At 64.2% G+C, this 20,631-nt stretch carries 18 protein-coding genes; 12 read left to right on the top strand and 6 right to left on the bottom strand.

The window, feature by feature from the left end; all coding sequences use genetic code 11:
- Nucleotides 1-40 precede the first annotated feature (40 nt).
- Entirely contained in the window at nt 41-1,045 is a 1,005-nt protein-coding gene (moaA, locus tag GIB19_RS08085) for a GTP 3',8-cyclase MoaA (protein ID WP_027594624.1), read from the top strand.
- A gap of 20 nt (nt 1,046-1,065) precedes the next feature.
- Nucleotides 1,066-1,965, top strand: coding sequence for a bestrophin family protein (locus GIB19_RS08080; protein ID WP_274885145.1), 900 nt, complete (start codon nt 1,066-1,068; stop codon nt 1,963-1,965).
- A gap of 66 nt (nt 1,966-2,031) precedes the next feature.
- Here the strand turns inward: GIB19_RS08080 and moaB are convergent, their stop codons facing one another.
- Complete coding sequence (moaB, locus tag GIB19_RS08075; protein WP_099430188.1) at nt 2,032-2,571, bottom strand: molybdenum cofactor biosynthesis protein B; 540 nt, start codon at nt 2,569-2,571, stop codon at nt 2,032-2,034.
- Nucleotides 2,572-2,712: 141 nt separating this feature from the next.
- On the opposite strand from moaB, the gene GIB19_RS08070 reads away from it, so the two are divergent.
- Complete coding sequence (locus GIB19_RS08070) at nt 2,713-3,600, top strand: LysR family transcriptional regulator (RefSeq protein ID WP_238215891.1); 888 nt, start codon at nt 2,713-2,715, stop codon at nt 3,598-3,600.
- On the opposite strand, the gene GIB19_RS08065 is transcribed toward GIB19_RS08070, so the two are convergent.
- Nucleotides 3,588-4,370 (bottom strand): AraC family transcriptional regulator, encoded by a 783-nt coding sequence (locus GIB19_RS08065; protein ID WP_274885144.1) that lies wholly within the window; start codon nt 4,368-4,370, stop codon nt 3,588-3,590. The two genes, GIB19_RS08070 and GIB19_RS08065, sit on opposite strands and share 13 nt — an antisense overlap.
- A 359-nt stretch (nt 4,371-4,729) precedes the next feature.
- On the opposite strand from GIB19_RS08065, the gene GIB19_RS08060 reads away from it, so the two are divergent.
- The 5 genes from GIB19_RS08060 (at nt 4,730) to GIB19_RS08040 (ending at nt 11,315) form a co-directional block, all read left to right on the top strand.
- A complete protein-coding gene (locus GIB19_RS08060) occupies nt 4,730-6,346 on the top strand; it encodes an APC family permease (RefSeq protein WP_027594629.1) in 1,617 nt (538 codons plus the stop codon).
- Nucleotides 6,347-6,374: 28 nt separating this feature from the next.
- The gene (locus GIB19_RS08055; RefSeq protein ID WP_027594630.1) at nt 6,375-7,301 is read left to right on the top strand and encodes a 4-hydroxyproline epimerase; all 927 of its coding nucleotides are present in this window, start codon (nt 6,375-6,377) and stop codon (nt 7,299-7,301) included.
- Between the two features lie 56 nt (nt 7,302-7,357).
- Complete coding sequence (locus GIB19_RS08050) at nt 7,358-8,305, top strand: dihydrodipicolinate synthase family protein (protein ID WP_274885143.1); 948 nt, start codon at nt 7,358-7,360, stop codon at nt 8,303-8,305.
- A 172-nt stretch (nt 8,306-8,477) separates the two neighbouring features.
- Complete coding sequence (locus GIB19_RS08045; protein ID WP_274885142.1) at nt 8,478-10,055, top strand: aldehyde dehydrogenase (NADP(+)); 1,578 nt, start codon at nt 8,478-8,480, stop codon at nt 10,053-10,055.
- 3 nt (nt 10,056-10,058) lie between these two features.
- Nucleotides 10,059-11,315 carry an NAD(P)/FAD-dependent oxidoreductase gene (locus GIB19_RS08040; RefSeq protein ID WP_274885141.1) on the top strand — a complete coding sequence of 419 codons (1,257 nt, stop codon included), beginning with the start codon at nt 10,059-10,061 and terminating at the stop codon, nt 11,313-11,315.
- Nucleotides 11,316-11,445: 130 nt separating this feature from the next.
- Here the strand turns inward: GIB19_RS08040 and xenA are convergent, their stop codons facing one another.
- Nucleotides 11,446-12,537, bottom strand: a complete 1,092-nt coding sequence (xenA, locus tag GIB19_RS08035; protein ID WP_238215882.1) for an NADH:flavin oxidoreductase/NADH oxidase — start codon at nt 12,535-12,537, stop codon at nt 11,446-11,448.
- A gap of 49 nt (nt 12,538-12,586) precedes the next feature.
- Between xenA and GIB19_RS08030 the strand changes: the two genes are divergently transcribed.
- Entirely contained in the window at nt 12,587-12,922 is a 336-nt protein-coding gene (locus tag GIB19_RS08030; protein ID WP_027594635.1) for an ArsR/SmtB family transcription factor, read from the top strand.
- Between the two features lie 117 nt (nt 12,923-13,039).
- Here GIB19_RS08030 and GIB19_RS08025 read toward each other — a convergent pair whose 3' ends face one another.
- The 3 genes from GIB19_RS08025 to mqo all read right to left on the bottom strand — a co-directional run bounded on the left by GIB19_RS08025 (nt 13,040) and on the right by mqo (nt 16,174).
- A complete protein-coding gene (locus GIB19_RS08025) occupies nt 13,040-13,657 on the bottom strand; it encodes a helix-turn-helix transcriptional regulator (RefSeq protein WP_274885140.1) in 618 nt (205 codons plus the stop codon).
- The gene (locus GIB19_RS08020) at nt 13,657-14,295 is read right to left on the bottom strand and encodes a hypothetical protein (RefSeq protein ID WP_085272427.1); all 639 of its coding nucleotides are present in this window, start codon (nt 14,293-14,295) and stop codon (nt 13,657-13,659) included. Before GIB19_RS08020 ends, GIB19_RS08025 begins: the two co-directional genes overlap by 1 nt.
- A 241-nt stretch (nt 14,296-14,536) precedes the next feature.
- Nucleotides 14,537-16,174, bottom strand: a complete 1,638-nt coding sequence (mqo, locus tag GIB19_RS08015) for a malate dehydrogenase (quinone) (protein WP_027594638.1) — start codon at nt 16,172-16,174, stop codon at nt 14,537-14,539.
- Nucleotides 16,175-16,508: 334 nt separating this feature from the next.
- Between mqo and GIB19_RS08010 the strand changes: the two genes are divergently transcribed.
- The 3 genes from GIB19_RS08010 (at nt 16,509) to GIB19_RS08000 (ending at nt 20,600) form a co-directional block, all read left to right on the top strand.
- Entirely contained in the window at nt 16,509-17,039 is a 531-nt protein-coding gene (locus tag GIB19_RS08010; RefSeq protein ID WP_099430197.1) for a sigma-70 family RNA polymerase sigma factor, read from the top strand.
- A gap of 4 nt (nt 17,040-17,043) precedes the next feature.
- Nucleotides 17,044-18,009, top strand: a complete 966-nt coding sequence (locus GIB19_RS08005) for a FecR domain-containing protein (RefSeq protein WP_274885139.1) — start codon at nt 17,044-17,046, stop codon at nt 18,007-18,009.
- Between the two features lie 155 nt (nt 18,010-18,164).
- A complete protein-coding gene (locus tag GIB19_RS08000; protein ID WP_274885138.1) occupies nt 18,165-20,600 on the top strand; it encodes a TonB-dependent siderophore receptor in 2,436 nt (811 codons plus the stop codon).
- Nucleotides 20,601-20,631 lie beyond the last annotated feature (31 nt).

Below are 20,631 nucleotides of genomic sequence, written 5' to 3'. Positions count from 1 at the left end.
TTATAGCTTGGAGCTGAGTCCATCCCATTCGAGCGCAATCGTGGAACAGAACAGCCGGGCCCTGATCGACGGCTTCAACCGGAAAATCGACTACCTGCGGATGTCGGTCACCGACCGCTGCGACTTCCGGTGCGTGTACTGCATGGCCGAAGACATGCAGTTCCTGCCGCGCCAGCAGATCCTCAGCCTCGAAGAACTGTTCCAGGTGGCTGAGCGCTTCGTCGCATTGGGCACCCGCAAAATCCGCCTGACCGGTGGCGAGCCGCTGGTGCGCCAGGGCATCGTCGAGCTGTGCGGGCGCATCGCCGCCCTGCCCGGCCTGCGCGAACTGTGCATGACCAGCAACGGCTCGCAACTCGGGCGCCTGGCCCAACCGCTGTTCGACGCCGGCGTCTCGCGCCTGAATATCAGCCTCGACAGCCTGGACCCCGGGCGCTTCAAGCAACTGACCCGCACCGGCGACCTCAACCAGGTGATCGCCGGCATCGACGCCTCGCGCCAGGCAGGCTTTCGCAAGACCAAGCTCAACTGCGTAGTGCTCAAGGGCCGCAACGATGACGAACTGGTCGACCTGGTGCGCTTTGCCATCGACCGCGAGCTGGACATCACCTTCATCGAAGAAATGCCCCTGGGTAACATCAGCGAACACCAGCGTGGTGAGTCGTTCTATTCCAGTGACGAGGTGCGCGACCGGCTGGCCGAGCAGTTCACCCTGATCGAGTCCACCGAATCGTCCCAAGGCCCGGCACGCTACTGGCGCCTGGCCGAAGCGGCGCACACCCGGGTCGGCTTCATTTCGCCGCACAGCCATAACTTCTGCGCCACCTGCAACCGCGTGCGCCTGACCGTCGAAGGCCGCCTGCTGCTGTGCCTGGGCAACGAGCATTCGGTGGACCTCAAGCAGGTCCTGCGTGCCCACCCAGGCAACGCCGAACGCCTGGAAAACGCCATCCGCGACTCCTTGCACCTCAAGCCTTACCGCCATCATTTCGAGGTGGGGGGTGACGTGCAGATCCTGCGTTTCATGAACATGACCGGCGGCTGAATAGCCACCTCTGGATTTCCATGATCGTCCACCCCCGCCCCGATGTGCTGCGCGTGCTGTTCACCCTTAAGGGCTCGATCATCAAGCGCATCGCCCTGCGCTGCCTGATGGTCACCCTGCTGGCCGCACTGATCGTGCTGGTCGAGCGCCACTATCCGGCATTTTTCTACCCGGTCAGCGCCACACCGTTCACCTTGCTGGGCCTGTCGCTGTCGATCTTCATGAGCTTTCGCAACAACGCCTGCTACGACCGCTGGTGGGAAGGCCGCAAGGCCTGGGGCAAGCTGATCATCGAGACCCGTTCGTTCGTGCGCGAAAGCGTGGTGATCGCCGACCCGGCACTGCGTGCCGAACTGTTGCGCAGCCTGTGCGGCTTTGCCCATGCGCTCAACGCCCGGCTGCGCAACGAGGATGACCTGGCGGCCGCCCGGCCTTGGCTGGCCAACCCCAGCGCGATCAGCCCGCACAATGTGTGCGACACGATCTTGCGCGAAGTCGGCGGGCACTGCTCACGGCTGGCGCAGCAGGGGCAGATCAGCGATTGGCGCTACAGCGTGCTGGAACAGCGGCTGGTGGGGCTGACCGAAGTGCAGGCCACCTGCGAGCGGATCAAAGGCACGCCGTTGCCGTTCCCCTATACCTTGTTGCTGCACCGCACCATCTACATCTTCTGCCTGCTGCTGCCGTTTGCCCTGGCTGAACCGCTGGGCTGGTTGGCGCCGCTGTTCACCACCATCGTCGGCTATACGTTTTTTGGGCTGGATGCGATTGGCAACGAACTGGAAGACCCGTTTGGGCGCGATGAGAACGACCTGCCTACCGATGCGCTGGTGCGCACCGTGGAGCGCGATGTGCTGGCCGGGTTGGGGGTTGAACCGCTGCCACCGGCATTGGAGCCGGTGGGGTATGTATTGAGCTGATTCTTTTACTGCCTGTGCTGGCCTCTTCGCGGGCAAGCCCGCGAAGAGGCCAGCACAGGCAGGGCATTAACCGCGGCTTGCGCAAGCCTCGACAGGCTTCAGGTGCGGCACGAAGTTGCACGGCCGGTGGCGCGCATCCAGTTGCTCGGCCAGGATCCCTTCCCACGCCGTGCGGCAAGCCCCGGTCGAGCCTGGCAGGCAGCACACCAAGGTACCGTTGGCGAGCCCGGCCAATGCCCGGCTCTGAATGGTCGACGTGCCGATATCGAGAATGGACAAGGCCCGGAACAGCTCACCAAAGCCATCGATACGTTTGTCCAACAGGCATTCAACGGCTTCAGGCGTACTGTCACGCCCAGTGAAGCCGGTACCGCCGGTGATCAGCACCACTTGCACCTGCTCGTCGGCGATCCAGGTGGCGACCTGGGCGCGGATCTTGTACAGGTCGTCCTTGAGCAGCGCTCGCGCCACCAGACGATGGCCGATTTCCACCGAGCGGCTGGCCAGCAGCTCACCGGAGGTGTCGTTGTCGTAGGTGCGGGTGTCACTGACGGTCAGTACGGCGATGTTGAGCGGTACGAAGACCGCATCGGGTTTGACGCTCACGGTAGGCTACTCCTGAAAGGGCATTGTCACCACGCTAGAGGCACGGCCGGGGGGCGTCCAATCGATATGGCGTACCGGGTGATCAATGACATCTATCGCTGACTTGGTTAAGGTCAGCATAACCAGACGCCAGGCACTCCCATGGACATCAAGCAACTCAAGTTCCTCATCGCGCTCGACCAGACCCGCCATTTTGGCCAGGCCGCAGCGCTGTGCCACATCACCCAGCCGACGCTGTCGATGCGCCTGCGCAACCTGGAAGACGAACTGGACCTGGTGCTGGTCAAACGCGGCCAGCGCTTCGAAGGGTTCACCGAAGCCGGCGAACGCATTCTGGCCTGGGCCCGCACGCTGCTGGCGGCCCACGACGGCCTGCAAGCCGAAGCCGCCAGTTGCCGCGGCCAGGTGGTCGGCAGCCTACGCCTGGGCACCGTGCCGCTGGCCAGCTTCAACCCGATGCAATTGCTGTTGCCGCTGCGCGAAAAATACCCCGAGCTGCACTTCCAGATCAGCTCGCACAGCACCGAGCAGATCATGGATGGCCTGAGCCGCAACCAGCTCGACCTGGGCATCTGCTACCTCGACCAAGTCAATGCCAGCTTCTTCGAAGTGATCGAGTTGGGCACCACCACCATGGGCCTGCTGCACGATACCCGGCACTTCCAGTTCCAGGCCGACACCCTGCGTTGGGAAGACCTCGGCGATATTCCACTGGGTTTGCTGAGCAAAGGCATGCACTACCGTCAATCGCTGGACCTGAGCTTTCGCAGCCGCAGCCTGGAACCCAACGCCGTGCTGGAAAGCGACTCGAGCTTCCAGCTGATCCAAGCCATCAGCACCGGCGTGTGCTGCGCGATCATGCCACTGGATTGCGGGCTGGAAGACTTGAGCGACCACATGCGCATCCTGCCTATCGTCGACGCCAGCATCCACAGCCCGGTGGGCCTGCTGCTGCGCCGCAGCGAGCCGCGTTCGGCGATTGCCGAGCAGTGCTTTGACGAGGCGCGCGCGCTGTTTCAACCCTCCTGAGCGGCCGTCGCCTGGCGGTACTGGCGCGGGGTGAAGCCGGTCAATTGCTTGAACTGGCGGCTGAAGGCGCTGTGGTCGGTGTAGCCGCACTGCATCGCCACCTCGGTGATTGGCAAGTCGCTGTGCAGCAAGCGATGGGCATGCTCCAGCCGCGCCTTGTGGATCATCTGCCGTGGCGTGAGGTGGAACACCCGCTTGCAATAGCGCTCCAGCTGCGCCACGGAAATACCCGCGATACGGGTCAGCTCGCCCATGCTGATGGGTTGATGAAAATGCCGACGAATGTGCTCATCCACGGCTGCCAGGCGCTGGTAAGCGGGGTGGGTGTCGGCGGCTGACTGCAGGTCGACCGATATGCCCACCAGGCCGATGATTGCGCCGTCGGGGTTGAGTAAGGGCCGCTTGTGGGTCAGGCACCAACCCGGTTCGCGGCTGCCGTACAGGTGCAGTTCGAGCTGGTCTTGCAGCACCAGGCCATCCTTGAGTACGCGACGGTCCTGCTCGGTGTAGCCGGGGCCCAGTTGTGCCGGGAAGACCTCGGCGCTGGTCTTGCCCAGCAAGGGTTGCAAACGCTTGAGGCCGCAGCGCTGGACCAGGGTGTTGTTGGCCAGCACGTAGCGGGCGTCGGCGTCCTTGATGAAGATCGCGGCGTTGGGGATCGCGTCGAGGATCGGCAGCAGCAGGGAGACCCCGGCGAGCAGGGCCTCCAGGGTGGCGGGGCGGTGCTGGTCCAAGGACTGGTACAGGGTTGCCAGGGGGGTTGCGGTCATGGGGTTGATCTCTAATGGCTTTACTGGCCTCTTCGCAGCACAAGGCTGCTCCTACAGGGATCGCACTGCCTTGTAGGAGCAGCCTTGTGCTGCGAAGAGGCCGGCACTGGCACTGCATCTCCCAAGCCCTTATGCGGTATGGCTTTCAGCCTATCCACGAGCCCATCACCCCGCCACTATTTTTCTGCAACTGTGCCGATTTCGTCATCCACCCTGCAGAAAACCATCAAGAACCGATGCCCAGATCGGTCCACTCTATGCCCCACGCAAGCCGCCCAAGACCTACAAGAGTGCGGCCCAAAAAGCCGCACCTCGTGACATCAGACCTGCCTATCCAAAACCTACAAAAAGGCGCACCCATGTCAGGCAAATTCAAAAAACAGCTCTCATTGCTCGACCTCACCTTCATCGGCCTAGGCGCCATTTTCGGCTCCGGCTGGCTGTTCGCCGCCAGCCACGTCTCGGCTATCGCTGGCCCCGCCGGTATTTTGTCCTGGTTCCTCGGCGGTTTCGCCGTGCTGTTGCTGGGCATCGTCTACTGCGAGCTCGGCGCCGCCCTACCCCGCGCCGGTGGCGTGGTGCGCTACCCGGTGTACTCCCACGGCCCGCTGCTTGGCTACCTGATGGGCTTCATCACGCTGATCGCGTTTTCCAGCCTGATCGCCATCGAAGTGGTCGCGTCACGGCAATACGCCGCGGCCTGGTTCCCCGAGTTGACCAAGGCCGGGTCCAGTGACCCGAGCGTGCTCGGCTGGCTGGTGCAGTTCGCGCTGCTGGGGCTGTTCTTTCTGCTCAACTACCGCAGCGTCAAAACCTTCGCCAAAGCCAACAACCTGGTCAGCGTGTTCAAGTTCATCGTGCCGTTGCTGGTGATCGGCGTGCTGTTCACCTTCTTCAAACCGGCAAACTTCGAGGTCCAGGGCTTTGCGCCGTTCGGCCTGTCCGGTGTGGAAATGGCCGTCTCGGCGGGTGGCATCATCTTCGCTTACCTGGGGCTGACACCGATCATTTCGGTAGCCAGTGAAGTGAAGAACCCGCAGCGCACCATTCCCATCGCGCTGATACTGTCGGTGCTGTTGTCCACCGCGATCTACGCCCTGCTGCAACTGGCCTTCCTCGGCAGCGTGCCAACCGAAATGCTGGCCAACGGCTGGGCCGGTGTGACCAAGGAACTCGCCCTGCCTTACCGCGACATCGCCCTGGCCTTGGGCGTGGGCTGGCTGGCCTACCTGGTGGTGGCCGACGCGGTCATCTCGCCAAGCGGTTGCGGCAACATCTACATGAACGCCACCCCGCGGGTGATCTATGGCTGGGCGCAGACCGGGACCTTTTTCAAAGTCTTCACCCGCATCGACGAGCAGTCCGGCATCCCCCGCCCGGCGCTGTGGCTGACCTTTGCCCTGTCGGTGTTCTGGACCCTGCCGTTCCCGTCCTGGGAAGCGCTGATCAACGTGGTCTCGGCGGCACTGGTACTGAGCTATGCCGTGGCCCCGGTCACCGTCGCCGCGCTGCGCCGCAACGCACCCGACATGCCGCGCCCGTTCCGCGTCAAGGGCATGAGCGTGCTCGGCCCGCTGTCGTTCATCATCGCCGCGCTGATCGTCTACTGGTCTGGCTGGAACACCGTGTCGTGGCTGTTGGCCCTGCAAATCGTGATGTTCGTGCTTTATCTGCTGTGCGCCCGCTTCGTGCCAACCCAGCACCTGTCCATCGGCCAGCAAGTGCGCTCGTCAGCCTGGCTGATCGGTTTCTACGCGGTGACCATCCTGCTGTCCTGGCTGGGCAGCTTCGGCGGCCTGGGCGTGATCGGCCACCCGTTCGACACCGTGGTAGTGGCCGCCTGTGCCCTGGGCATCTACTACTGGGGCGCCGCGACCGGCGTGCCGGCGCACCTGGTGCGCCTGGATGGCGAAGACGAGAGCGAAGCCACCGCCGACACACACCTGGGCCACCGCCCTGCCGCTGTCGCCTCCTGACCTCGGCCACCATTCAAGGGACCTGCCCATGAAACACATTCACGTCATCGACTCGCATACCGGCGGCGAACCGACCCGCCTGGTGATGAAAGGCTTCCCACCGCTCAATGGCCGCACCATGGCCGAACAGCGCGACGAACTGCGCGAACTGCACGACCCATGGCGCCGCGCCTGCCTGCTGGAGCCTCGCGGCAACGATGTGCTGGTCGGTGCGCTGTATTGCCCACCGGTCTCGGAAGACGCCACGTGCGGGGTGATCTTCTTCAACAACGCCGGCTACCTGAACATGTGCGGCCACGGCACCATCGGCCTGATCGCCTCGCTGCAGCACCTGGGGCTGATCGCGCCAGGCGTGCACAAGGTCGACACGCCGGTCGGCCAGGTGAGCGCCACCTTGCATGAAGACGGCGCGGTCACCGTAGGCAACGTGCCTGCCTACCGCTATCGCCAACAGGTGCCGGTCGAGGTACCGGGCCATGGCGTGGTGCACGGCGATATCGCCTGGGGCGGCAACTGGTTCTTCCTGGTGTCCGAGCATGGCCAGCGCATCGAGCTGGACAACGTCGAAGCGCTCACCGACTACACCTGGGCGATGCTCAAGGCCCTGGAGGCCCAGGGCATCACCGGCGAAAACGGCGAGCCGATCGACCATGTCGAGCTATTTGCCGACGACCCCGACGCCGACAGCCGCAACTTCGTCATGTGCCCCGGCAAGGCCTACGACCGCTCCCCTTGCGGCACGGGCACCAGCGCCAAGCTGGCCTGCCTGGCCGCCGACGGCAAGCTCGGCGAAGGCCAGACCTGGGTCCAGGCGAGCATCACCGGCAGCCAGTTCCAGGGCCGCTACCAGCGCGAGGGCGAGCGCATTCGCCCGTTCATCACCGGCCGCGCCTACATGACCGCCGACAGCACCCTGCTGATCGACGAACAGGATCCTTTCGCCTGGGGCATCTGACCTGCCCAGGCCTTTTTATTCGCAACCCAGACTGAATACTGCAAGGAGTGACACCCATGAGCGACAACATCTTCACCGGCTGCATGCCTGCCCTGATGACCCCCTGCACCGCCGCGCGCAAACCGGACTTCGATGCCCTGGTACGCAAAGGCCGCGAGCTGATCGAAGCCGGCATGAGCGCCGTGGTGTACTGCGGCTCGATGGGCGACTGGCCGCTGCTGACCGAGGCCGAACGCCAGGAAGGCGTGGCGCGCCTGGTGGCTGCCGGCATCCCGACCATTGTCGGCACCGGTGCGGTGAATACCCGTGAAGCGGTTTCCCACGCGGCCCATGCCGCCGAAGTTGGCGCGGCCGGCCTGATGGTGATCCCCCGTGTACTGTCCCGCGGCGCTTCGTTGGTCGCCCAGAAGCACCACTTCTCGGCCATCCTGGCCGCCGCGCCGAAACTGCCGGCAGTCATCTACAACAGCCCGTACTACGGCTTTGCCACCCGCGCCGACCTGTTCTTCGAGCTGCGCCGCGAGTACCCGAACCTGATCGGCTTCAAGGAATTTGGCGGTGGCGCCGACCTGCGCTACGCCGCCGAGCACATCACCTCCAAGGACGATGACGTGACCCTGATGGTCGGCGTCGACACCCAAGTGGTGCATGGCTTCGTCAACTGCAATGCCACCGGTGCCATCACCGGCATCGGCAACGCACTGCCCCGTGAAGTGCTGCAACTGGTGAGCCTGAGCAAGCAGGCTGCCAAAGGTGATGCCAAGGCCCGGCGCCTGGCCCGTGAACTGGAAGCGGCGCTGGCGGTGTTGTCCTCGTTCGATGAAGGCTGCGACCTGGTGCTGTATTACAAGCACCTGATGGTGCTCAACGGCGACCGCGAGTACAGCCTGCACTTCAACGAGACCGACGCCCTGACCGATGCCCAGCGCAACTACGCCGAACAGCAATACGCGCTGTTCCGCCAGTGGTACGCCAACTGGTCGGCCGAGCAAAACGTCGCCTGATCACTGTGGGCGTAACCGTGGGAGCGGGCTTGCCCCGCGAACACCGGCAAAGCCGGTGCCATGCACCGCGGCCCCTTCGCGGGACAAGCCCGCTCCCACAATGCCGCTGGGGGATCTCCCACAGGGTATGCGCTACACCCTTGCACCTGAATCCGACTCCAAAGGAGGCTCTATGCCCCTGACAGGCAACCTGCTGATTGGCCAAACGCCGGTAACCGGCAGCCGCGACGCCATCCGCGCCATCGACCCGGCCACCGGCCAAGCGCTCGAACCCGCCTACCTCGGCGGCACCGGCGAACACGTGGCCCAGGCCTGCGCACTGGCCTGGGCGGCGCTCGATGAATACCGCGAGACCTCGCTCGAACAACGGGCACACTTTCTTGAAACCATCGCCGAACAGATCGAGGCCCTGGGCGATGCACTGATCGACCGCGCCGTCGCCGAGACGGGCCTGCCCAAGGCACGCATCCAAGGCGAACGCGGCCGCACCTGCACGCAACTGCGCACGTTCGCCCGTGTGGTACGTGCCGGCGAATGGCTGGACGTGCGGGTCGACAATGCCCTGCCCGAGCGCCAGCCCCTGCCGCGCCCCGACCTGCGCCAGCGCCAGGTGGCCCTGGGGCCGGTAGCGGTGTTTGGCGCCAGCAACTTCCCCCTGGCCTTCTCGGTGGCCGGCGGCGACACGGCTTCGGCACTGGCCGCGGGTTGCCCGGTGGTGGTCAAGGCCCACGGCGCCCACCCTGGCACCAGCGAGCTGGTGGGCCAGGCAGTGGCGCACGCCGTGAAGCACTGCGGCCTGCCTGAAGGCGTGTTTTCGTTGTTGTACGGCGCGGGCCGTGAAGTGGGCATCGCGCTGGTCAGCGACCCGCGCATCAAGGCCGTCGGTTTTACCGGCTCGCGCAGCGGCGGCATCGCCCTGTGCCACGCCGCGCAGGCCCGCCCAGAGCCTATCCCGGTGTACGCCGAGATGAGTTCGATCAACCCGGTGTTCCTGTTTGACGCCGCCCTGCAGCGTCGCGGCGAAGCACTGGCGCAAGGGTTCGTCGCTTCGCTGACCCAAGGCGCCGGGCAGTTCTGCACCAACCCTGGCCTGGTGATCGCCCGCCAAGGGCCGGCGCTGCAACGCTTCGTCGACGCCGCCAGCGAGCAGGTGCAACGTGCAGCCGCACAAACCATGCTCACCCCCGGTATTTTCAGCGCTTATGAAACGGGCGTTGGCGCATTGGCCGAGAACAACAACGCCCACGTCGCCGCCAGCGGTCAACCGGCGCAAGGCCCTAACCAGTGCCAGGCCCAGTTGTTCGTGACCCAGGCCAGCGCGTTTCTGACCGACCCGGCGCTGCAAGCCGAGGTCTTCGGCGCTGCCTCACTGGTGGTGGCGTGCGACAGCGACGCGCAGGTGCGCCAGGTGGCCGAGCACCTGGAAGGCCAACTGACCGCGACGCTACAACTGGACGAGGCCGACATCGACAGTGCCCGCGCGCTGTTGCCGACCTTGGAACGCAAGGCCGGGCGCATCCTGGTCAACGGGTGGCCGACCGGGGTCGAGGTGTGCGATGCGATGGTCCATGGCGGGCCATTCCCGGCTACTTCCGATGCCCGCACCACGTCGGTGGGCACGGCGGCGATCCTGCGCTTCCTGCGCCCGGTGTGCTACCAAGACTTCCCAGACGGGCTGCTGCCAGAGGCCTTGCGCCACGGCAACCCGCTGCAACTGCGCCGGTTGCTCGACGGCAAGCGGGAAGGCTGAACAATGGTCGAGCCGCTCAACGCTGCTGAAACTGATATCGCTGTGGTCGGCGCCGGCATCGTCGGCGTCGCCTGTGCCCTGCAACTGGCAAGGCAAGGCCGTCGGGTGCTGCTGATCGACCGCGAGCCACCTGGCCACGGCGCCTCGTTCGGCAACGCCGGGCACCTGGCCACCGAGCAGGTGTTCCCGATTGCCGACTTGTCGATTCTCAAACGCCTGCCCAGCATGCTGATGGACCCGATGGGCCCGCTGCGCCTGGACTGGAAGTACCTGCCCAAGGCCATGCCCTGGTTCACCCGCTTGCTGCTCAACCTGCGGCCCGCGTCGTTTCAGCGCAGCGTGGCTGGCATCCGTGCGCTGAACGAAGGCAGCCTGGCGGCCTGGCAGCGGTTGCTCGGCTCGATTGGGCGCAGCGATCTGTTCAAGGAAGAGGGGTCGTTGCTGGTGTTCGAACGCAACGAATCGCGCCAGGCACTGGCGGCCTTGCAGGCGCGCATGCAGCAGCAGGCGGTGCCGGCGGAGTACTGGTCGGCCGACAGCGTACGGGCAACGGCGCCTCAGTTGAGCCGCTCGATCCTGGGCGGGCTGTTTTTCCCCCGTACCGGGCATTTCATCGACCCGTACCGCGTGGTCTGCGAGCTGTTCGAAGCGGCCAAGGCCAGTGGGGTTCGCTTCGTCCAGGCGCACGTCGACGGTGGGCACCTGCACGGCAGCGGCGTCAGCCTGGCCAGCGACCAAGGCACGTTCACTGCACGCCAGGTGCTGATCAGTTGCGGCGCGCATTCGGCCAAACTCACTGCGGCCCTTACCGGCAAGCGGGTGCCGCTGGACACCGAACGTGGCTACCACCTGATGTTGCCGGGTGAACATCAACGGCTGCCCTTTGCCGTCACCTCGCTGGAGCGCAAGTTCATCATGACGCCGATGGCCGACGGGTTACGGCTGGCCGGCACGGTGGAATTCGCCGGGCTCGATGCGCCGCCTAGCATGCAGCGGGCATGGCAGCTGCATAGGCTGAGCAAGGGCTTGTTCCAGCAAGATCTCGATGCCGAAGGGGCGACGCCGTGGATGGGTTTCAGGCCGTCCTTGCCGGATTCATTGCCGGTGATCGACCAGGTGTGCGAGGGACGGGTGATGCTTGCGTTCGGGCATCAGCACCTGGGGTTGACCCAGGCGGCGGTGACGGCCGAATGGGTGGGGCGGCTTGCCGACCAGGAAAGAGGGCTGCAGATGGAGGCCTATCGGTTGGATCGGTTTTGATCAGGGCCGGCCTCTTCGCGGGGCAAGCCCGCTCCCACAGGTACTCCGCTGGCCTTGAGGTTGGCGGTTACCTGTGGGAGCGGGCTTGCCCCGCGAAGAGGCCGGCCCAGGCTACTGAATAATCAGCAACTCAGCGATAACGCTCAAGCCAGTGCGCATAAGGCGCCGGCAAGGTCCACGACGCTTTATCCACCCCCAACTCCTTGGCCGCGAAGTACGCCCAGTGCGGGTCCGCCAGGTGCGCACGCCCTACCGACACCAGGTCGAGCTGATTGGCTTTCAGCGCGCCTTCAGCCAGCTGCGGCGTACCAAAGCCCCACGCCGACGTCACCGGCAGGCCGGCCTCGCGGCGTACGCGCTCGGCAATCGGCCCCATGAACGCCGGGCCCCACGGGATGTTCGTCTCAGGGATGGTGAAGCCGACGCTGACACTCAGCAGGTCCAGGCCACCGGCTTTGAACATCCGGGCCAACTCGATGGACTCGTCCAAGGTCTGCTCATCGCGACCGTCATATTCCAGCACACCAAAGCGGGCGGTCAGCGGCAGGTTCTCCGGCCACACCTCACGCACGGCTGCCAGGGTTTCCAGCAAGAAGCGGCTGCGGTTCTCGAAGCTGCCACCGTAGGTGTCGGTACGCTGGTTGGAATGCTCGGAGAAGAAGCTTTGGCCCAGGTAACCGTGGGCAAAGTGCAGCTCGATCCACTCAAAGCCCGCCTCGCGCGCACGGCGTGCGCCGTCGACGAAGTCCTGCTTGACCCGGGCAATGTCGTCCAAGGTCATTTCGCGCGGTACTTTCGGCAAGTGAGCGCCGAAGGCGATGGCCGACGGGGCGATGGTCTGCCAGCCGCGGGCATCGTCGGCGGCGATGTGGTCGTCACCTTCCCACGGGCGGTTGGCGCTGGCCTTGCGCCCGGCATGGGCAATCTGGATGCCCGGCACTGAGCCTGCTGCTTTGATCGCCTGCACCATCGGCACGAACGCTTGGGCATGGGCGTCGCTCCAGATACCGGCGCAGCCGGGGGTAATGCGCCCTTCTGGCGCGACTGCAGTGGCTTCGACCACCACCAGGCCAGCACCACCCCGGGCCAAGCCGGCCAGGTGGACGTGGTGCCAATCATTGACCATGCCGTCCTCGGCCATGTACTGGCACATGGGCGGAATGGCGATGCGGTTGCGCAGGGTGACGTCTTTGAGGGTATAGGGTTCGAACAATGCGGACATGAGGGACTCCGGGTTCATCTGAATACGATAGTTCGATCATAATCGAACTATGGCAATAATTGAAAGGCCCGTTATCATGTCGACCATGCGAGCCTACAAACATCCCAACCCTGAAGACCTGATACTCGAGCGCCTGCTTTACGCCTTGAGCGACCCCGTGCGCATGGAGATCGTGCGCCACTTGGCGGGCGTGGCGGAGGCCAGCTGCGGCGAGCTGGACGGCGGCCGGCCGAAGTCGAGCATGTCGCACCATTTTCGCGTGTTGCGCGATGCGGGGTTGGTGCATACGCGTAATGTCGGCACGACCCACATGAACTCGTTGCGCAGCGAAATGCTCGACGAACGGTTCCCTGGGTTACTGGCGTGCATTCTGCGGCAGCAGTGATTGCTGTGCGGGCCTCTTCGCGGGCAAGCCCGCTCCTACAGGTACAGCACTGCCTTTGAGGTCAGTGAGGACCGTGTGGGAGCGGGTTTACCCGCGAAGAGGCCCGCACTATCAGCATCAAGTCTGTTCCTTACGCAGCGCAAACCTGCACACCTGCCCTCCCCTCAGCATGCATTCTTCATGGCTCACCTCGCCGCCCCCCAACGCCCCGATCAACGCCAGGTCCAGCTCGCACACCACCGGGTGCGCCTTGGCCAGGTGATGGAACACGCAATTGTGCGCCACGATCTGCGGCTCCCCGGCTGAGCGAAAGAACACCTCGGCCTCATACCCGGCCGTGTTCATGTGCTGAACGATGCGCGCTTCATCCACCACCTGCCGCTCCAGGTCTGCCGCCAGCTTGCGCCCCAACTGGCGCATCAGCACCTGCAAGGCGTCATGGCCGATGATGCCCGCCACTTCATCGATCAACAGATTGGCCAACAGCGGATACTGCCGCGGGAACAGCTCGCGGGCATGCTCGGTGAGCTGGTGCAGTTGCTCCGGGCGGCGCCCGGTAGGCCGGGTGGCACCGCGCATCACCAGGCCGTCACGCTCCAGTGCGGCCAGGTGCTGACGCACCGCGGTGCGGGTGATGGCCAGGGCCTGCGCCAGGTCGTCGATGCTCATGCCAGCCGGCTGATGCAGCAATGCATGGAGCAGGTCCTGTTGGGTACGGCCAAGCCCTTCGAGCATCAGAACTTGTCCGGGAACTGCTTGACCAGCGCCGCCGTCAAGGCGTCCGCCAGTGCCAGGATATGCTCGCGCATCATCCCCCAGGTGCGTGCCTCACCGGCATAGTCGCCAGCGGCAAGCTGGTCGATCTGCGCAATATGATGGCCGCCATGGGCGCCGAGCATCGTGATCAGGGTCTGCTCGGGCAGGTTGGGGTTGGCCTTGGCCAGGAACGCTGCAAGCGCCTTGGCGTTACTGGTCAGGTCATCGACAGCGGCCTGCTGGCCTTTTTTGTCCTTACCCACGGTGGCGTCACTGTAATGCTTGATGGCGCCCCAGTGGCCGGCAAGCAGTTTGAGCAACTGGTCGGCTGCCGTCTGGCCGTACAACGGCGCAATGCTGTTGGCGATGCGGGTGGCATCGGCGACCACTTCGTTGGCGGCGACTGCGGCTTGCTTGGCATTGCCGGCCTGGTTGGCCACGGCGTAGTTGCGGACCCAGAAAATGTGCTCGACCCACAGGTCGCGCAGGGCCAGGCGCGTGGTCAGTGCACCGGCTTGGGCGGGTTTGGCGGCGGGGGTAGCGGTTGAGTAACTCTGGCTCCATGCCGGCTGTGCGCACAGCGCTAGCAGCAGTAAGGCAGCAATCTTGAGGTTCATGACGGCACCCTCCTGGAAGGGATCGACTGACAAGATTAATTTAAGCATCAAAATATGTTTTTATTGGCTCGCGCCAGGGTTTCCGATCAGCGGCTTTCTGTGCCGGCCCTTTCGCGGGTGAACCCGCTCCCACAGGTAGTGTGCTTAACCTGTGGGAGCGGGTTCACCCGCGAAGAGGCCGGTACAGGCAATAAAAAAGCCACGAGGTCACCCCCGTGGCTTTCGTTCACAACAGTGTCGCTTACAGCGCCATGTCGTTCTCAGGCTTGCTTTCAACCGCTTTGCCTGGCGCAGCACCGAAATCGACGCTGGCATCGATCACGGGCGGCTTCTCCAACTGCAGCACTTCAGCGGTGTAGTTCCACTCTTTCTGCGTGGCGGCTGCCGAATCATTCAGCTTGGTACCGTAGCTCGGCACGATCTCTTTGATCTTGGCTTGCCACTCAGGCGTCGCCACCTTCTCTTTGAACACGGTTTCGAGCACGTTCAGCATGATCGGCGCAGCAGTCGAAGCACCTGGCGAGGCACCCAGCAGGCCGGCAATGGTGCGGTCCTCGGAGGCCACGACTTCGGTACCCAGCTTCAGCACGCCGCCTTTCTCGGCATCACGCTTGATGATCTGCACGCGCTGGCCCGCCTGCCACAGGCGCCAATCTTCTTTCTTGGCGTTCGGGAAGTAGGTGCGCAGGGCTTCGAAGCGGTCGTCGTCAGACAGCATCAGCTGGCCCGCGAGGTACTCCACCAGCGGGTACTGTTCGATACCGACCTTGGTCATCGGCCACACGTTGTGCAGCGTGGTGCTGCCCAGCAGGTCGAGGTACGAGCCGTTCTTCAGGAACTTGGTCGAGAAGGTCGCGAATGGCCCGAACAGGATCACGCGCTTGCCGTCCAGCACGCGGGTGTCCAGGTGCGGTACCGACATGGGTGGCGCGCCAGTCGAGGCGATGCCGTAGGCCTTGGCCATGTGCTGCATGGCAACGGTTGGGTTCTCGGTCACCAGGAACGAGCCGCCCACCGGGAAGCCGGCGTATTCCTTGGCCTCAGGGATGCCCGACTTCTGCAGCAGCTTCAGCGCGCCGCCGCCGGCACCGATGAACAGGAACTTGGCGTCGGTGGCCGATTCGGTACCGTCCTTCAGGTTCTTGTACTCGACGTGCCAGGAGCCGTCCTTGTTGCGGGTGATGTCCTGCACTTCGCTGGACAGCTTCAGGTCGAACTTGTCCTGGGTCTTCAGGTGGCCAACGAACTGGCGGGTGATCTCGCCGAAGTTGACGTCGGTGCCGATCGGCGTCCAGGTCACGGCCAGCTTCTGGTTAGGGTCGCGGCCTTCCATCATCAGCGGGACCCACTTGGCGATCTGCGCGTGGTCCTCGGAATACTGCATCGGGCGGAACAGCGGGCTGGCCTGCAGCGCGTCATAACGCTTCTTGAGGAACTTGATGTTGTCATCGCCCCAGACGAAGCTCATATGCGGGGTGCTGTTGATGAACGAATGCGGGTTCTTCAACACGCCCTGACGCACCTGCCACGACCAGAACTGGCGGGAGATCTGGAAGGCTTCGTTGATTTCGATGGCCTTGGTGATGTTGACGTTGCCGTCTTTGTCTTCCGGGGTGTAGTTCAGCTCGGCCAGCGCGGAGTGGCCGGTACCGGCGTTGTTCCAGCCGTTGGAGCTTTCTTCGGCGACACCGTCCAGGCGTTCGACCATTTCCATCGACCAGCTCGGCTCCAGCTCGTGCAGCCAGACCGCCAGGGTGGAACTCATGATGCCGCCGCCGACCAGCAGCACGTCGACTTTCTTGGTTTCTACCGCGTGCGCTTGCATGACGCTCGCCGCGACAGCCAGACCCAGCAAGGTCTTGCCAGCTTTCTTGAACATTGATCAATCCCAATGGTTAGCACGTAAGGGAGGCCTAGGCGGGGCCTCGTGTCGTTCTGTCCTTCAGCGCGCGCTTGTTATTGATCATTGGAGTCAGCAGCCAAGAGAAACAGTGAACGCCCAGCCGATGGTCGAATTGACCCGCCATCGCTGAAACGTTTTTCCGATTGTATCTGAATTGCCAGCACAAACAAATTGAGGGGCCGCGCGTCAAGGCGACAGGTTGTCCCAGCCACGCGGGAATATTCGACAGCGATTGCAGTATTCTTCCGTCACCCCTACTATTGCGATCATTTCTCATTCGCACCAGTACGCGCTCGCGCCGGATGCCGCCGTGGTTTCGATACCTGAGTTGAACACCTCGATCCATACCCTGTACCACAGCCATTCGCGCTGGTTGCTTGGCTTTTTGTACCGGCGCCTGGGCAGCCGTTGCGATGCTGCCGACCTGGTTCAGGACACATTCCTGCGCATCCTCAACCGCCCGCGCCAGTTCGACGGGGAACGTGCTGAACGCTCCTACCTGGCCACCATCGCCCGTGGCCTGTGCGTGGACCACTGGCGGCGCCAGCGGCTGGAACATGCCTGGCTGCAACAGCTGGCGTTGCAGCCCGAAGCCGTGCAGCCCTCCCCCGAGCAGCGAGCGATCATCGTCGAAACCCTGCACGAGGTGGACGCGATGCTGTTGCGCTTGCCCGGCAAGGTGCGCCAGGCGTTTCTGCTGGCACAACTCGATGGCCTGGCCTACCGCGATATCGCCGCGCACATTGGCGTCAGCGAACGCATGATCAAGAAGTACCTGGCGCAGGCCTTTTTGCACTGCGCCATCCTTGAAGCCGAACTCGACGGCGTGCTGGTGGAATGACGCCATGAGCACACCCACACAGAAACTCAGCCACGCCAGTTTGCAGGAAGCCGCGCACTGGTACGTGCAACTGCAGGACGAGGACGCCGGCCCGCAGGTGCACCACCAGTGGCAACACTGGCTCGACCAGCACGGCGACCACCGCGCAGCCTGGCACTACGTGCAACGTGTCGGCCAGCGCTTCGCGCCTTTGCAGGCCGAAGGCACTGCCGCGGGCCGGGCCCTGCGCGAGCACGACCCGCGCCGCTTCAGCCGGCGCACCGGGCTCAAGACGTTGCTGGTGCTCGGCGCCAGCTCGCTGCTCGGCTGGCAGGCCTGGCGGGGTGCGCCACTGCCGGGCTGGGGTGCCGACCTTGCCACCGGCATTGGTGAAACCCGGAAAACCCGCCTGGCCGACGGCAGCCAGCTGTGGCTGGGCGCCCAGAGTGCAGTGGACCTGGAGTTCTCTGCGCTGAGCCGCGTGCTCACGTTACGTTTTGGCGAAATCCTGGTGGAAACCGCCGCCGACTCGCGCCGGCCATTTTTTGTCGACACCGCGCAAGGTCGCATGCAAGCCCTGGGTACCCGTTTTGCGGTGTGCCAGCAGGGCGAGACCACGCGGCTGGACGTGTACGCCGGTGCGGTCGAAGTGTGCACTGCGCAGCGGGCCGAGCGCCTTATTGTCCAGGCCGGGCAGCAGGTGGTCTTCACCGCCCAGGGCATCAGCGCGCCGCGCCCGGCGCAGAGCGCGGGCGAGTCGTGGATTCATCAGCGCCTGAATGCCGAGGACATGCCCCTGGCGCAGCTGTTGCAGACGCTGGGCCGCTATCGCCATGGCCACCTGGGCTGGCACCCGTCGGTGGCACAGCTGTCGGTGATGGGGGCTTTTCCGCTCAACGATACCGACCGCGCACTCGACCTGCTGCAGGCGGCGCTGCCGGTTCGTGTGCAAAGGCTGACGCCCTGGTGGGTGAGCGTCGAGCCGGCGTGAGGAGTGGGGCTGGTGGTTGCCGATAGGTTTGTAGCGCCATACACCCCACAATCTTCATGCAAAAAAACCGCACCAACCGGTTCCCTTTTCCCAATCTCGTTCGGTTAACCCCTCACAACCTCCCTCAACTGACCGTATCGACCTCAGGGACCAGCATGCCGACGCCCCTCCACCCCGCCTTTCGCCTGGCGCTTGCCGCCCCGCTTTCCCTTTGTGCCGCTGCACCGCTGATGCTGCCGGCGACCTTGGCGCACGCCGAACAAGCGATCAATGCCGAGACTGCCTTCAACATCGCCCCGGGCTCACTGACCAGCGCCCTCAACCAGTTCAGCAGCCAGGCCGGCATCTACCTGGCCGGCAGCAACGCATTGGCCGCCGGTAAAACCAGCCAGGGCCTGCAAGGCCGCTACAGCGTCACCCAAGGGCTGGCCCGTCTGCTGCAAGGCAGCGGCCTGCAGGCTGTACCGCAAGGCAGCAGCGGCTATGTGCTGCAACCGGTCGAAGACGGCAACGCCTTGCAACTGGATGCCACCGCCATCAACGCCGCCACCCTGGCTGCCAGCAATGGCCAGGGCGACACGGGCTACCGTGCCGTCTCCAGCGCCACGGCCAGCAAGACCAGCAGCGCCCTCGCCGACACCCCGCGCTCGGTCTCGGTGGTGACACGCCAGCGCATGGACGACCAGCAATCGCAGACCCTCACCGAAGTGCTCGGCTATGTACCGGGCGTTTTCTCCCCACCCTTTGCCGGCGGTGACGGCCAGGCCGGCGACCTGTTCTTCATCCGTGGCTTCAACGCCACCGACTATGGCTACGGCCTGCTGCGCGATGGCCTGCGGGTGCAAGGCAACCGTTACGACACCAGCAGCGAACCCTATGGCCTCGAGCGCGTGGAAGTGTTCCGCGGCCCGACCTCGATCCTGTACGGCGAGAACGCCCCTGGTGGCGTGGTCAACCTGGTCAGCAAACGGCCGACCGCCGAGGCCCGCGGCGAAGTGCAACTGAGCTATGGCTCGCACAACCGCCGCCAACTGGGTGTCGACGTCTCCGGCCCGTTGAACGATGAAGGCAATGTGCTTGGCCGCCTGGTAATGATGGGCCGCAACGCCGATACCCAGGTCGATCACCAGCCTGATGACCGCCTCTACATCGCCCCATCGCTGACCCTGAACTTCGACGAGTTCAACAGCCTGACCGTGCTGGCCACCTACCAGCGCGACCGCACCTTGATGGAGTTGGGCTACCCCGCGGCCGGCACCTTGCTGCACAACCCCAACGGCAAGATCGACAAGGACCAGCTGTCCGGCAACCCGGACTGGGACAACTTCGAACGCGAAACCTGGAGCCTGGGCTATGAGTTCAGCCACCGCTTCAACGACACCTGGCAGTTCCGCCAGAACTCGCGCTATATGCAGTCGCGCATCGACCGCCAGGAGATGTGGCCAGGCAGCCTGAACAACGGCGGCTTCGGCACCACCTTAGGCAACACTGCCTACGACCGATACAACAAGTCCATCGCCTACTCGCTGGACAACCAGTTCGAAGGCCACTTCGACAGCGGTGCGTTCGAACACACCCTGCTGCTGGGGGCGAGCCTTGACCGCACCTCGTTCAACCAGGATTGGGACGCCGGCAACGGCGGCACCATCAACGTGTTCAACCCGGTCTGGACCGGCAAACCAAGCACGCCCCTGCATGTGCAGAACGCCTTGCTCGATCAAACCATGTACGGCCTCTACAGCCAGCTGCAAACCAAGGTCGACAACTGGGTTTTGCTGCTCGGCGGGCGCCTGGACCGGGTCAACAGCCAGTTCCGCAACAAGGTCGGCAACCCGCCAGTCGACATGGACAGCTGGGACAGCAAGTTCACCTGGCAGACCGGGGTGATGTACCAGTTCGAAAACGGCCTGTCGCCGTACTTCAGCTATTCCACCGCCTTTGCCCCCACCCAGCAGACCGAGAGCAGGAGCGGCCCGCTGGACCCGACCACCAGCGAACAGTATGAAGTGGGTATCAAGTACGAGCCCAAGGGCTGGAACACCGCCTTTACCGCGTCGGTGTACGACCTGCGCAAGAAGGACGATGTGCTGTTCGACTCAAGCGTCGGCGACTACCGCCAGATCGGCGCCAGCCGCGCCAAGGGTGTGGAACTGGAGCTCAACAGCGACCTGAGCGAAAACCTCAACCTCACCGCGGCCTACACCTACACCGATTCGCGCATAACCAAGGACGTGGCGGGCTCGCTGTATGAAGACCACCAGATGACCGGCGTGCCGCGCAACCAGGCATCGGTGTGGAGCACCTACCGTTTTCGTGACGGGCTGTTGAAGGGGCTGCAGATCGGCGGTGGCGTGCGTCACTTCGACAGCACCTTCGCTTATACCCCGGCGAGCCTGTACGGCAAGCTCGATACCGGTGATGTCACGCTGGTGGATGCCAAGGTGGGGTATACCCTCGACGAAAATTGGTCAGTCGAGGTCAATGCCCGCAACCTGTTCGACAAAGAGTATGTAGCAGGCTGCAACAACGCCGGGCGTTGCTACTGGGGTGAAGAGCGGACCTTGCTCGGTACCGTTTCGTTGCGCTGGTGACCCCTTAAACAAAAGACCCCGGGCATCTGCA

The sequence above is a fragment of the Pseudomonas sp. ITEM 17296 genome (assembly GCF_028895205.1).
Lineage (GTDB): Bacteria > Pseudomonadota > Gammaproteobacteria > Pseudomonadales > Pseudomonadaceae > Aquipseudomonas > Aquipseudomonas kermanshahensis.
The sequence above is the reverse complement of the archived record's forward strand: the minus strand, read 5'-3'. Positions and strand labels throughout refer to the sequence as shown.